Below are 14,035 nucleotides of genomic sequence, written 5' to 3' on the forward strand. Positions count from 1 at the left end.
GAAACAGAAAAAAAAGAGGATTAAAGCTATCAGTGGGGATTTTCTTCATCCCCACAAATGGTTAGCATGGTATCGGGGTCTTACGAAGGGTTGCACTCGATAAAATAAGTATCATATGATTCTTTAAATATGTACCCCAGCTTTTTGGCTAATTCAACAGACTGAAGATTCGCTGCATCCCAATTAGGGTACTTCCCTCTATCCAAACAATCTAAGATCAGGGCCGAGGCCGTTATAGTCGCTAAACCCTTTCTTCTATATTGGGGATGTGTAGCAATTTCAATCTCTATCCCATCATTGTATACACTAAAAGATGTCGCTGCAGAAACAACTTTTCCATCATGTACAATTGCATATCCTACACCCCTATCAATAAAATCATCAATAGAATCAAATTGACTGACAAAGTCTTCCGAAAGCTCATGGAAAGATGGGTCATTTGCTATATGATGATCAACTTTCTTAATTTCGTAGTCTTCTGGCAATGAAGACAAAAGGTTCAGTAAATGTGGTCTATTTAAATGATTTATATCCTTTTCAAATCTATATCGTTGAAACTTCTCAATCGCACCACTATGAACGGATTCTATACGAGATTTCCATTCATCAGAATGCACAATGGCGAGCGTAAATTCAGGTAAATTATTAAGTAATTCCTCAGCTTCCTTTGTATGTGCATCTCCAGCAAAATACGCAAAAATTCCAACCGTTATCTGTGCAACGCTTGGATTCTCAAGATCATCGACATAAGCCGTTCCCATATGTCCTTGGAGACATGAAAGAATAATAGTGCTATCAATATTTTCAAACATTGGTGCTATTTTTTTCCTTACTTTGTTATTCGCATTATAGATCATTCAATTCCTACTTTCCTATAAGTATTAATACATCTCTTCTATTTTATCATAATTAACGCACTAATACAGCGGAGCTCCATTAGTGTGGGGAGATTCTTCATCCCCAACTGATCAAATATTGATTTCCACTAGCCCCCTCATTCTTTGAATCGAGATATAAAAGCATACCATGAGCAACTTTCAGAAACACGGAAATGGCCCATTCCGTTGAAGACCTCGCCGAGAAAAAATCTAGTATTCTAGCAGTTATCATAAATATGATCATTCGTCTTGACATTATCAATGAGCCAGTGTACTATCTAGATATCACACCGATACAGGAAAGGAACATGTTTATGAATGCGTGGTGGATCTTATTTAAAAAGGAATTTCGGTTAACACAATCTTTTTGGGCAATAGCTGCTCTGGTCGTAATCATTGCCGAGATGATTGGAGCGTATTTTGCCCTTCAATTTCATTCCGGAATTCCGAGTTTGGTATTATTTATGCTAATGTTTTTTCAGTCTTTCTTTTTGCTCCTATATTTGCTTGTAAGTTTTCAAATGGAAAAAAGTCATACTCCTATTTGGATTCAGTCCCCACAATCCGGGGCTTTCTTGCTTTCCGTAAAGCTTGCGGCCGGCTTTGTTTTAATGTCACTGTCGCTTATTTTAAACCTAATACTCTGGTTATGGGTTGTGAAACTCGATTTTCAAAGCAGCCTATATCAAGGCGGAGAGTATTTTCAGTCATTGCTAGCGATTGAAGGACTAATCAAACAACACTGGTTTTTGTCGTTTATTGTTTTTGGTCAACGAGCACTTTTTCTCGCTGCGTTAGGGATGCTGATTTATTTTCTCATCGATTTACTCAAGTATGCCATCAAAGGATGGCGTTGGATCATAGGTCTAATGTTATTTTTTGCCGGAATCCTTGTCATTATATGGTTCAGTCATACCGGGCTGTTTGCTCTAATCTTCCATTGGGGGAAGTTGGATCTTTCCGATTTTTCAGCACTTCCAACCCTCGGTTCCGTTCCCGGACCTCCTGTAACCGTGATTTTTCAGCGTTTTTTCCCAGTTTATGCTGGAGACATCGTATTTAAATTTCTGTTTGCGACTGCCGTTTTTTTCATTTCGGCCTGGCTATTGGATCGGAAAGTAGAGGTGTAGGCTGTGGTAGATGAATTTACTGGGAAAGCTCCGATTTATTATCAAATTGTACAAAAAATATGTAATCAAATCGTTCGTGGCGAAATCAACCCAGGTGATAAGCTTCCTTCTGTAAGGGAATTGGCTGTCCAGTATGGAGTCAATCCGAATACGGTAAAAAGAGTCTATATGGAACTCGACCAAATGGAAATATCAAAAGTACAGCGCGGACAAGGAACATTTGTCACTGAAAATCAAAAGCGACTGGATGAACTTCGGGAACAACTCAAACAGGATAAAATTGAAACATTTGTGTCGGATATGAAAGAAATGGGATTTGACGCCGACGAAATTGCAAAGGGAATACAGCTCTATTTAAACAATGCAAAAAAGAAGGAAGGAAAGATGGATGAATCATAAAATAATTCAATTTGAACATGTTTCGAAAAATTTCCCAGGAAAAATGGCGCTCGATGATGTCAGCTTTGAACTTCCAGCAGGGAAAATAATTGGAGTCATAGGGCCCAACGGAGCCGGAAAATCCACTTTACTCAAACTCATTGCCGGTCTGCTCCGTCCAACAGCAGGAAAAGTGATTGTGAATGGTAAACCGGCACAACGACGTATATCAGCGGAAGTAGCCTATTTGTCCGAACAGGAAGGAAGTTACCCCTTTTATACGGTTGCGGAAACTTTGAACTTTTATAATACCGTATTTAGCGATTTTGACAGTAGCAAAGCAGAAGAAATGATTGATTTTATGGAGCTGGATAGAAATCAGAAGGTCCATGCCTTGTCCAAAGGGGGTAAGGCACGCTTAAAAATGATTGCAGTACTCTCGAGACGCGCCCCGGTTGTGTTACTGGATGAGCCTTTGGCCGGGTTAGATCCGATGATCCGAGATTCTGTCATTAAAGGGCTTGTTGCCTTCGTCGATCCTTCAGAACAGACGGTAGTGATGACAACACATGAAGTATCCGAAATCGAACCAGCCCTAGATATGGTTGTCGCCATAAAAGATGGGGGGATTGTCAAGCTCGATGAGGTGGAGAATATTCGTGCCATGTATGAAGACGGCCTTGTCAGTTGGATGATGGAAACCTTCGGGTCCACTCGTTTTTCCTTTAAAGCTTTGGAATAGATTGAGTTGATTAGAACAAAAGCGCAAGCGCCTTGATCAGCCCCGACAAGCAAATGTTCCTGAACCTAGGAAGGGGCTTTTTCCCTTCATAGGTTCAGGGTTATTTGACCTCGAGGGGCTAGGCGCTGGAGCTGGATGACAAAACTCAAAATTATAACTTATCCACAAGCCAAGAATTTTATAGTTTCCTTAACAACAAGAAAAGCGCAAGGCGCCCGCCTATCGGCGACAAGCAAATGTTCTGAGACAAAGAAAGGCGTTCTTTGCCTTTCATTGGCTCAGGTTATTATGCAGAACATCGGCTAAGTTCGCGCCGTCCTGGCAGCAGACTCAAACGCGACGTCCTGTCGCTTCGTCTGCACTAGTAGATCCTGTACATCGCAACGCCGTTCTGACCAACATGCAAATGTTCTTCTAGACTGGGGAATGTCCGAAATCGTAAAGACAAATAGGAGGCTTTAAATCAAATTAACTTGGAGGCGAAAAAAATGGAACAAAGAAATGTGGCAACTGGCGTGCAAATTTCACGTTACGCTTACACAATTTTGGCAATGATTTTTGCAGCTTGTCTGTTAATTCAAGTGTTTTTATCCGGTATGGCAATTTTCTGGAATGCAACAAACTGGCAGTTACACATAGCGTTCGTCAATTTTTTTCAGTACATCCCGATTATTTTGCTGATTCTGGCATTTACCGGGAAGATCAAAGGAGGACTCCGTTGGATGCCGGTTGGGTTAATTGTGTTGGTCGTGATTCAATACGCTACTGTGAATATGACTAATTATATCGCTGCTATTCATCCGGTGACCGGCATGGGAATGTTTGTGTTAGCGATCAACACTGCCCAGGCTTCATGGGGACTCTCTTTTCAGCGTACCCATGAGCAAGTTTCTTAAGATATGAGCTCTCTTGACACAAGTTTAGCAAAACGGAGGTGTTGTTAACACAAGAAGATTTAGCTGCATTTCTTCGAATACTGGTATCTATCAGAAGATTGGTAGCGTTAACCTTAAGGACAGTTGGACTGGTTTAAAACACGTTCATTCATAAATGACCATAACGAGGAGATGATGATATGGAGAAAGATCAGATGAAAATGCAATGGAAAAAGATGATTCAGATGCAGCATCCAGAAAAGCTTCTAAAGTTCGCCCGTCAGCTTGATGAAGAAACATTAGCAACTCTATACGGTATGGACTTGGAAACATATATAGACATAAAGAGTCAATTAGAGCAAGAAACAAAAGAAGCTGCAGACCAATTGCTTGCAAATCCTGAATTTGCTGACAGGGTCAATCGTCTGCCGTTCAAAGTAGGGCAAACTGTGATTGGAGTTGGCGAAAGCACAACGGATGATCTCCTCTCATGGTTCGAGATTTTGCGCCGTTTGCTAGAAAGACAAAGACCTCAGGATAATATTCGTATGATTAACGAAGGGATTTCAGGAGATACCTCCACTCAACTCCTTGGACGATTCAACGGTGTTGTCGCTCAAGAACCCGATTGGATTATCTGTATGATTGGAGGCAATGATGTCCTTCGGTTTGGTCCAGAGCCTACAAAAACACAAGTTAGTGCAGAGGAAACCGCTAGGAATATTTCCGAAATTAGACGGATCTCTACAGTAAATAGCGCTGCCCAGTGGGTATGGATCACGCCAACACCTATTAATGATGAAAGAATGGCCGCTTTCCCATACTTTCGGCAGCTACGTTGTCGGAATGAAGATATTCATGTTGTAAGTGATATGATTCATCGTCTATCTGATCCTGTTATTGATACACAAACGAGATTTGGAATGCCTGCTTCACCAGAGTGGATGGAAGTGGACGGACTGCACCCATCAATCTCTGGTCATAAAGCAATAGTGACTTGGTTGGTTGAAGAACTTACGAGAGAAACTGGAATGTAACTCGTTATATTTTTGCGTTATGAGTAAGTTCTACTGTCAAAATCAGCTCATAAAGTGAAACTTCAATCAGTGGGGGTTTTACAGCCAGTTAATGCGGGATAAACTCAGGAGGGGAAAAATGAAACCATTAGAGGGAAAGATTGCTGTAGTGACGGGAGCAAGCAGAGGAATAGGTCGTGCAATTGCATTGCGCTTAGCAAAGGATGGGGCTCTGGTAAGTGTTCATTACGCCAAGAATGAAGAGGCTGCAAATGAAACGGTGCAAGAAATTGAAGCAACGGGTGGTCAAGCATTTGCCATTCAGTACCCCTTCGAATTAGCAAGTAACATGCAAGCATTTTTTGAAAAGCTGGATTCGAAATTGCAGGCAATAACTGGGAATACCACCTTTGATATTTTGGTCAATAACGCCGGTATCTCTTATATGGGAACCATTGAAGATATTTCAGAAGAAGCGTTCGATCAAGTAATGGCTGTTAATCTAAAATCACCATTTTTTTTAACTCAACTGGCTCTTAATCGGTTACGGAATGAAGGTCGAATCATCAATATTTCTTCTGCTTCAACTCAAAATAATTTTCCGGGGACCCTCATTTACAATTTAAGCAAAGCGGGACTGAACACATTAACACAAAATTTAGCGAAGCAGCTGGGTACTCGTGGAATTACAGTCAATGCCCTTTTGCCTGGGGTTGTTGAAACTGAAATAAATGCCGAAAGATTAAAAAATCCAGAAGATAAAAAATATGCAGCACAATCTTCGGTTTTTAACCGCCTGGGGCAGGTGGAGGATATTGCAGATGTTGTAGCATTTTTCGCGTCTCCCGACAGCCGCTGGGTAACCGGCCAAATTGTTGATACTTCTGGAGGCGGAACTTTATAAAGCGATAGGGGTGTTAGCGTCCGTTATTCCCTACTTGGTCTTCTTGAAAGATTCATAGTCTTGAAGTGCTGGAGTTACGGACGGTTGCACCTAGATAATTAAGCTAATTTAAGGATCGAAGGAGTATGAAATAATGGTAAAACACAAAAAGAGCTGGTGGATTTTAATTATTGTGTCAATCGGGGTAATGCTGCCTTTTATGTATCCTTACTTGACTCTTGATCCCGCCAAAAGTCGTGTGGCGATTACATCCACCACTATTCAATATCCGGTACTGGTCACGCATATTGCATTAGCTTTTATCGCCTTGGTGGCAGGTTTTCTTCAATTTGTCGATCGTATTCGTCTTAAAAACCCCAGGCTTCATCGCAATATCGGCAGAACTTATATCGTAAGTGTCTTTATAAGTGGACTTCTGGCTTTTGTGTTGTATTTTTATGACGAAAATTTCACAAAAGCGTTGGCCTTTCTTGTATTGGCTATTGCATGGCTGTTTACAACCTTGAAAGCCTATCGTAAAGCTATACAAAGACATTATGACGAACATCGGAAATGGATGATCCGCAGCTTTGCTCTAACATTAGTAGCTGTCAGTGCACGAATACTAGTACCGGTTATTCTGTTTAGTTATGTTATTTTTCATGGTTTCACTCTTCCAGGGGGGAGAATGCAGATGATTGAAGAAGCTTTAAAGGTGAACATTTGGGTAGGGCTTATTTTGAACATTACGATTGTTGAGTGGATAATTTTAAAGCGGCCCCTTAAAAAGCTTTAATTTTTGTTTTCTATTAACTTCTGAAAAAAACTATAAATAACAGGAAGATAAAAAGAATAGCCTTCTCCGGTCTGATTCATGGCGAACTTCAAAAGCTAACATAAAGCGAAACTTCATACAGTTAATTTAATCCCCACTGATTTGGGTGAGCAAAATCCCGTTGGAAGTATCAGACAGCAAGATCCTTGTCGCTTAAACGGTACTGGCTGGTAATCCCCCACCTACGCTTCTCCATATCCTTTCATGCGTTGAGCTGGGGGATGATTGTTCCTTAATGTGGGAAAAACAACTAAAAAAAAGAAGTTAATTCAATTTTTTTAGTAGCGACAGAATTAACATAATATTCATTGTGGTCTACAGCGATCATAGTCGGCTGGTATTTCTTTACCGCATCTATTAGTTGATTAATCACGAACATATCTAAATAATTGGTCACCTCATCCCAAATGAATAACTGATTGCTTCCTAATAATGCATTGGCTAAAAATACTTTTTTCTGTTCACCCGAACTCCAGCTTTTACTTGATTTATCAGAAAAACTGGCACGCTCAATCCCTAATTGGTATAAAAGATGCCAATATTCTTCTTTTTCCTCTTTCGCAGCCTTTTTATTTAGCAATGAGGAATAATCTTCTTCCTCTTGATTTTTTTGACTCAATATCGATACATTTTGAGGTAAACTTATTCGAAATTCCCCCATTGTTTCTAGCTGTTCTGTCCCAAGGATAAAATGTAATAAAGTAGATTTGCCAATTCCATTTTTTCCTTCGATAAAGAATCGTTCATTTGGATATACATCTATATTAATTGGTTTAAAAAGCGGGATCCCATTTCTTAAAATTGCAAACTCACGAAAAAATAAAACCTGCTTTCTTGGCTGTTCAACAATCATCTTAAGTTCAGAAACATTTTCGGTATTATCAAGAAGACTTTCTTTCTCTTCAATCATTGCTTCTGTTCGTTTTTTGATTGCTTTTGCTCTCTTCATTTGCTTCGCAGCTAGTCGGCGTTCAGTTGCATCTGTTGTACTATTCTCTCTTTTCAGCCCCCAATTATTTACTCGTCCGGAAACATCATTTAGTCGGTTAATCTCCGTTTTTAGCTTGATATTCTTTTCTTCCGCAAGCTTATCCGCGTTTGCCTTTTCGTATTTCCATGTGTCTACATTGCCATTAAACAAGTCGATTGATTCTTTATTGATTGCTAGGATATGATCAACGAATTGATTTAAAAAAGCTTCATCATGACTAACAACAATATACCCCTTTTTCCTTTTTAAGTATTCCCCAACGATTTTTCTCCCTTGTAAATCTAAATTATTGGTCGGTTCATCAATTAAAGGAAATGAATTTTCGTTTAAAAACAACTCGATCAATAAGAGTTTGGTTTGCTCTCCACCACTTAGTTGCTGAAAACTTTTCTCCAATAGGTCAGATGGTAAATCCATATAAGTCAACTCACGCTCAATTTGCCAAATATCGATATGTGGATTATGCTGCTGGAGGATTTCTAAAGCGGTTAAGTTCTCATGAATGTCTGGGTAGGAAGGAAAGTATTGAAAATCTAAGGTTGACTGTATAGAACCTTCATACTCTAGCTTGTTTAAAAGAATGTTCAAAAAGGTTGTTTTTCCTCGACCATTTCGGCCTACTAATCCTAATTTCCAATTTTCATTTATATTTAAATGTACATTTTTAAAAATTGGCTGGACCATCGACAAGTATGTAAATGTCAGATTTTTTATTAGAATATTATCTGTCATATGATCACCTTACTTTCATGTCATTCTATCTCAATACGTATTTTACAAAGCATTAAGGTTAGTTCTTAACTACTGTCAAGATGAGGCCTATTTGTTAATCTCATAAAACTCAGTATCAACTAGGAAGATTCGTTCGTTTTTTAATATAACAATGAATCTCATAATCTTCAACTCACCTTTTAATAATGCTGTTGGATGATTATAACTTCCCCTCACTTCTGCAGAGGAAAAAACATAACTCAAACATCACTTGTGAAACATTTCACATTATTGCCACACTCTATACGTACCCACCCAGTTTTGCCTGTTATACTAAAGATAGAAACATTGATCAACTATTCACAAACAAGGAGACGATCCAGATGAAACATGTTTTTATTTTAGGAGGAACAGGGTTGCTCGGTTATCATACAGTTCGAGAATTGTTGAAACGAGAATACGCTGTATCTACAGTTGCATTACCACCTATGCCTACACCAGAACTATTGCCACCAGAGGTAGAGTGTCATCTTGGAGATATCAATGAAATGAATGATAAACAAATCTTAGACATGTTAGCTGGTAAAGATATGTTTATCTATGCTGCTGGTGCGGATGAACGAATGGTTCCAGAAATACCAGCGACTCGTTTTTTCTATGAAGCAAATGTCATTCCAACACAGCGATTAACTCGACTCGCAAGAATGGCAGGGGTAAAAAAATTCGTTATTTACGGTTCTTACTTTGCACATTTTGCTGAAAAGTGGCCAGAACTTAACTTAAAAAAGCAAGCCTATCCACGAACAAGATTATTACAAGAAGAAGTAGCCTTCATGGAAGGGGAAGGTCAAATGGATGTCATGTCTCTTCGTCTTCCATATATTTTCGGTACAATGCCTGGACGTACGCCATTGTGGGCCATGTTTCTTCCTCAAATCCAAGGAAAAGAAGTCGTTCCGGTACTTGGTGGAGGAACAGCTATGGTTACTGTTCAGCAAGTGGCTGAAGCGACAATCGGAGCATTGGAATACGGAAAGCATGGAGAAACCTATGCGATCTCAGATACAAACATGAAACACAAAGATTTTTTCCAAATGATTGCTAATGTGCTTGGACAAAAAGATACCGTAGTCCAAGTGGTTCCACTCGAACAAATGAAACCTGCTATGGCACAGTACGATGAAAAAACAGCAGCTGAGGGCAAAGAACATGGCATCCATCAAGCCGTTGCTGCAGAGATTCAAAATCGAGATGCGTACATCGATTCAAACGATACAATGCCTCTCTTAAAATACAAAGAAGCAGACATCCGTAAAGCAATTGTTGAGACGATTGAACGGTGTATCGAGGATGGGACAAAAGTGCAAGCACCATGATATAGGAAGGTTCGCAACGTCAAGCATCGTCTGCACTAATACATCCTGTACGGCGCAACGCCTTTCTGATCAACATCCTGTTGCCCTCCGACAAGCAAATGCTCTTGAACCAATGAAAGGTGTCCTTTCTCTTCATTAGTTCAAGGTTTTTAAACGGAACATTGGCTCCGAGCAAAACTGCTTCCAGTGAGGGTATTAATGCCCGTTAATGTGGGATCCCATTCACCAAAACGTTGTGCAGCTGGTTAGCAAACTCTTTATGTGTCGTTGAGTTGTATCCCCCATGATCTCCAGGAAATTCTACGATTTCTATTCCCAGTTGCTCCGCTAAAGCGACTGCGCAACGGTATGGAAAAAACTCCCGTGAAGCAGTGCCACCTGCCGGGACCATCTGTATCGATGCAGATGCTAACACTGTCTTTATCCTATTAATGTTTAACGTATAGTTAAGGATCCCCGGGATTTCATGTTCAGTAAAGTACGTTGAATTACTGAGAAGCAGCTCTGTTAACATATCCATAGATTGTCCGGGTTTGAGATCATCGGTTTGTAAATTTGATAATAGCTTTATGACCTGACTTCGATGATTCTTTTTAAGCTCCTCCATGAATAGCTCTGCCTGTTTTAGCTCATTTCCATCTAAAAGCTGTAATAGGATCGGTTCATGTGGAACCAGAACTTGTATCTGCTCCGGATGCCGTATGCACAGATCAAGACCAATAACGGCACCAGAACTGCTTCCGAATACGTATGCCGGTTCATCGGTCAGTTTGGCTAGCAGAAGATGAGCGTCATCACTGTGTGTCTCTACATTGTAATCCTCCGTTCCATTAGTAAAACTGCTGCGCGAATGGCCACGCCGATCATAGGTAACAACCGTATAGCGGTCAGCAAGATCGGCGACGACATGATGAAATTTGTCAGCATCACCTCCTCCACCGTGGATCAAAAGGAGGATTGGCCCTGAACCATGCATCTCATAGTAGATGTTTGCTCCGGCTACTTGTAATGTTTCCTTTTTTATTATTGTTATTGTCATTGTCATTCCTTCCTTTCTTCTATCATCTTTCTTTAAACTTTATACGATTTACAGATGATATAAAATGTCGGAATTAACTCTAAAACAAACTCGCCATATGTAAAAGCACTGATCAACATCATGATCAGTGCTCCACTGCTCTTTATTTTGAATAAATAATTTTTTTAATCGTTTCCACTGAGAGATGATATTGATCAACTAATTGATCAATAGTCCTGCCGTTTTTATATTCCCTCTTCATAACAGCATTTCTATCATCGATCCTTTTTCTTGTCCCAGAACATGTTCCCCATTTTTGATGAGAGGTTTCAGGTTTAGGAATATATATTGTTTCACCTTGAACATACCTTTGGATTTCTGATATCAGCTTTTCAGGTAGAATTGTAGTTGCTTTTACATATGACATTTTGTCAGCTCCTTATTCTTTAATAACAAAATAAGGTGCAAAGCCAATGTATTAGAAAAGCTTACTCAGGCGATTTTTCCAAATCACCCCATACAAATATCGCCCTCCTAGTAATCGGCTCTGCATGGGGTACTACGGGAAACTGACATTCTTATTTTACCTGTCAATTTCAACACCTCCCAATAATTTTAGGTATAGCAGCTGATTTACTCGCAATTAATCCCTTGCTTTATATCTATGTTCTATTAATTTTTTAAGTATATCACATATGAACATTAAGTATTTCTTCTCGGTTAACTGTAAACCCCTAATGTTGGAGGACACTACACCCAACATTAGGAAGTCTCCAGCTCTTTAAAGCAAAGTTTGATCATATTCAACCTATATTGGAAAATTTATTTTCAAAAAGAACCATTAAGATTTATCAGAAATTCTCGCCAAAATCGCATTAGCTGCTTCTCCCGCACCGCCAGCTTCTCGAAGGGTTTTTGACAGCTTTTGCGCCCCCTGCTTGTAGGTCTGCTTCGAGAGTATCTCCGCTACCGCAGCCAGCAAATACTTTGACTGCTTCCCTTTGAGTTTTATCCCTGCATTCAATTCAACAACCCGGTCAGTAACCATTCTTTGTTCACTATGTTGTGGAAATAAAACCATCGGCACCCCAAAATACAAGCTTTCACTGACACTATTCATGCCGCTATGAGTAATAAATACCTCTGCTGACTGTAATACCGATATTTGATCTACGGAGTGTTTCACGGTGAAATTCTCTGGAATGTTACCAAGAGACGAAATCTTCGTTTTTTCACCAACCGACATCACAACATCAAAGTCTTGTTTTGCAAAAGCTTTGATACAGTTTTGGTAAAAATCAGCATTTTTATTAAGGATGGTTCCAAGGGAAATATAAACTATCTTTCTTTCTTTTTTATCCTTCTGTTGCAGCGTTGGTTGATTGATGGATGGCCCCACAAATGCATAGCGCTCAGAAAAGGTATCCGCTAGCGGCTGGAATTCCTTTGACGTGTAAACAATGGTGTCTGTTTCATTATCATTTTGAACAAGTGATACAAAATTCTTTACTTCGTAACCATGTTCCCTGAGTAAGCGAATCTTTCTATTAATTCGTGGCATCCCTACAATCATCTTGCAAACTTCCAACAGACTTTGCTTCATTCGTTTTGCTGTGTACTGATTTATAGCAAAGGTAGTAGTTGAACATATATAGGGAATTCTCAATTTCTTGGCAATTAATTTCCCCCAAAAGCAGATCGAATCTGATACAATACAATCCGGCTGGATTACGCTTAATTCCTTACATACCTTTTCATCCAAAGCAATCGTCGTATCGACAACCATTTCAATCAATGCGGCGAAGTCTTTGCCAGCCTTGCGATCCAATTCCGCTTGTGAAACTTTAGGTAGAAATTCATCACAAGCAATAAATGTCGCACCAGCGGATTCTATTCTTTCTTGAAATTCTAGAAAAGAATAATACCAAACTTGATGGCCCTTATTTACTAATTCGGTAACGACTGGAAGCGTGGGATTGGTATGACCGTGTGCTGGGATCGAAAAAAATACGATTTTCTTCATTCTGAATCAGCTTCCGTCGGTTTGGATTTTTGGATTAACTCTGCAAATTCTAAGAACCCCTCACTTTTTAAAACGGCTATCCCCTTGGTTGCATCTTCCCCCAACACCACTAGCTTATCACCAGCATGAATCTGATACATATCCCGTGCTTGCTTGGGAATCACAATCTGGCCCCGTTCTCCTACCTTTACAACACCAAAAAAATGCTTTCCCTTAGGAGCCAGTTGGTTTGTCTCTTCTTCACTCATATTCTGTGATAATTGGTCCAAGGTGACTTGGAAAATATCACTAAGGATCTTGCATTTATGGATATCAGGCAAAGCCTCCCCATTTTCCCACTTTGCTACGGTCTGTCGTGATACATTTACCTTCTCAGCCAATTGTTCCTGGCTAAGTTTGGTCTTTTTACGTAAAACACGAATATTCATACCAATCATGTTTTTCATCTCCTTATATAGTTAAGTATACAGGAGACATAAGGTAATTCTACCAACAACACTTACCACCTTTTGTTAAAAATTGTGGCAATCCTTCATGGAGAGTATCCGTCCTTTTAACTCAAATAGGCATTTTTTATTTCACCATTTTCGTTACCGTGTTTATCAATTCATTTTTGTAGCCTTCAAGATCAAATTCTTCTCCGTTCATGAGAATACTTTCAGCAATAGCCCCTTGTATCATAATGGAAACAAATCTCGGATCGAATGTATCTGAAAACTCTTTGGTCTTTTGCCCATAAGATAAAATCTCTTCTAATTGTGTATACAATGGATCTTCATCATCATTGGATACCTTATAGTAAGGAACATTTTCAGGCGTACGTGCATTAAAAACGATCTCAATTAATGCGATATTATTGACACTATGTGTGCCTTGATAAGCTAAAGATGCATCAATAAAAGAAATCAGTTGATCATATGCAGATTCCTTTTTTTCAGCTCTTTCTTTAATGTATTCAAATTGCTTTTCAATTAAATAGAGCAATGTTTGGTTCAACACGTCTTCCTTATGTTCAAAATGATAAGAGACTAAGCCCGTACTAACCTTAGCCTTTTTCGCTATTTTTGCAAGACTGACATTGACATACCCAATCTCATCTAATACATCAATGGTAGCTTTGATAATTTGTTCTTTCCTTGCTTCTGCTATAAAAGATATTTTTTCCCCCATGACAATTCC

15 protein-coding genes are annotated in these 14,035 nt (G+C 39.4%); 8 read left to right on the forward strand and 7 right to left on the reverse strand.

Features of this window, described 5'->3' with window-relative positions; all coding sequences use genetic code 11:
- Window positions 1-80 precede the first annotated feature (80 nt).
- On the reverse strand, window positions 81-857 hold the full coding sequence (locus KI375_RS16550) for a GNAT family N-acetyltransferase (RefSeq protein ID WP_212974567.1): 777 nt from the start codon (window positions 855-857) through the stop codon (window positions 81-83).
- Between the two features lie 257 nt (window positions 858-1,114).
- Here KI375_RS16550 and KI375_RS16555 point away from each other — a divergent pair, with 257 nt between their 5' ends.
- From KI375_RS16555 to KI375_RS16585, 7 genes are all read left to right on the forward strand, one after another.
- A complete protein-coding gene (locus tag KI375_RS16555) occupies window positions 1,115-2,008 on the forward strand; it encodes a hypothetical protein (RefSeq protein ID WP_212974568.1) in 894 nt (297 codons plus the stop codon).
- Between the two features lie 3 nt (window positions 2,009-2,011).
- Window positions 2,012-2,407, forward strand: coding sequence for a GntR family transcriptional regulator (locus KI375_RS16560; protein WP_212974569.1), 396 nt, complete (start codon window positions 2,012-2,014; stop codon window positions 2,405-2,407).
- On the forward strand, window positions 2,397-3,128 hold the full coding sequence (locus KI375_RS16565) for an ABC transporter ATP-binding protein (protein WP_244852761.1): 732 nt from the start codon (window positions 2,397-2,399) through the stop codon (window positions 3,126-3,128). The genes KI375_RS16560 and KI375_RS16565 overlap by 11 nt, the downstream gene beginning before the upstream one ends.
- A gap of 488 nt (window positions 3,129-3,616) precedes the next feature.
- The gene (locus tag KI375_RS16570; RefSeq protein WP_212974570.1) at window positions 3,617-4,024 is read left to right on the forward strand and encodes a DUF6220 domain-containing protein; all 408 of its coding nucleotides are present in this window, start codon (window positions 3,617-3,619) and stop codon (window positions 4,022-4,024) included.
- 179 nt (window positions 4,025-4,203) lie between these two features.
- Window positions 4,204-5,040: an SGNH/GDSL hydrolase family protein gene (locus KI375_RS16575; RefSeq protein ID WP_212974571.1), complete on the forward strand. Its 837-nt coding sequence runs from the start codon at window positions 4,204-4,206 to the stop codon at window positions 5,038-5,040.
- A gap of 118 nt (window positions 5,041-5,158) precedes the next feature.
- Complete coding sequence (locus KI375_RS16580) at window positions 5,159-5,923, forward strand: SDR family oxidoreductase (RefSeq protein ID WP_212974572.1); 765 nt, start codon at window positions 5,159-5,161, stop codon at window positions 5,921-5,923.
- Between the two features lie 133 nt (window positions 5,924-6,056).
- Window positions 6,057-6,698 (forward strand): DUF2306 domain-containing protein, encoded by a 642-nt coding sequence (locus KI375_RS16585; protein ID WP_212974573.1) that lies wholly within the window; start codon window positions 6,057-6,059, stop codon window positions 6,696-6,698.
- Between the two features lie 289 nt (window positions 6,699-6,987).
- Here KI375_RS16585 and KI375_RS16590 read toward each other — a convergent pair whose 3' ends face one another.
- The gene (locus KI375_RS16590) at window positions 6,988-8,460 is read right to left on the reverse strand and encodes an ATP-binding cassette domain-containing protein (protein WP_212974574.1); all 1,473 of its coding nucleotides are present in this window, start codon (window positions 8,458-8,460) and stop codon (window positions 6,988-6,990) included.
- A 362-nt stretch (window positions 8,461-8,822) separates the two neighbouring features.
- On the opposite strand from KI375_RS16590, the gene KI375_RS16595 reads away from it, so the two are divergent.
- Window positions 8,823-9,815, forward strand: a complete 993-nt coding sequence (locus tag KI375_RS16595; RefSeq protein ID WP_212974575.1) for an NAD-dependent epimerase/dehydratase family protein — start codon at window positions 8,823-8,825, stop codon at window positions 9,813-9,815.
- A 205-nt stretch (window positions 9,816-10,020) separates the two neighbouring features.
- On the opposite strand, the gene KI375_RS16600 is transcribed toward KI375_RS16595, so the two are convergent.
- The 5 genes from KI375_RS16600 to KI375_RS16620 all read right to left on the reverse strand — a co-directional run bounded on the left by KI375_RS16600 (window position 10,021) and on the right by KI375_RS16620 (window position 14,026).
- Window positions 10,021-10,854, reverse strand: a complete 834-nt coding sequence (locus KI375_RS16600) for an alpha/beta fold hydrolase (RefSeq protein WP_374706859.1) — start codon at window positions 10,852-10,854, stop codon at window positions 10,021-10,023.
- Window positions 10,855-10,996: 142 nt separating this feature from the next.
- The gene (locus tag KI375_RS16605; protein ID WP_212974576.1) at window positions 10,997-11,260 is read right to left on the reverse strand and encodes a CD3324 family protein; all 264 of its coding nucleotides are present in this window, start codon (window positions 11,258-11,260) and stop codon (window positions 10,997-10,999) included.
- 414 nt (window positions 11,261-11,674) lie between these two features.
- On the reverse strand, window positions 11,675-12,856 hold the full coding sequence (locus KI375_RS16610) for a macrolide family glycosyltransferase (RefSeq protein ID WP_212974577.1): 1,182 nt from the start codon (window positions 12,854-12,856) through the stop codon (window positions 11,675-11,677).
- The gene (locus KI375_RS16615; RefSeq protein ID WP_212974578.1) at window positions 12,853-13,293 is read right to left on the reverse strand and encodes a helix-turn-helix transcriptional regulator; all 441 of its coding nucleotides are present in this window, start codon (window positions 13,291-13,293) and stop codon (window positions 12,853-12,855) included. Before KI375_RS16615 ends, KI375_RS16610 begins: the two co-directional genes overlap by 4 nt.
- Before the next feature lie 136 nt (window positions 13,294-13,429).
- The gene (locus tag KI375_RS16620; RefSeq protein ID WP_212974579.1) at window positions 13,430-14,026 is read right to left on the reverse strand and encodes a TetR/AcrR family transcriptional regulator; all 597 of its coding nucleotides are present in this window, start codon (window positions 14,024-14,026) and stop codon (window positions 13,430-13,432) included.
- Window positions 14,027-14,035: the final 9 nt, after the last annotated feature.

The sequence above is a fragment of the Bacillus sp. J14TS2 genome (genome assembly GCF_018333015.1).
In the GTDB taxonomy this organism is placed as follows: domain Bacteria; phylum Bacillota; class Bacilli; order Bacillales; family Bacillaceae_C; genus Lederbergia.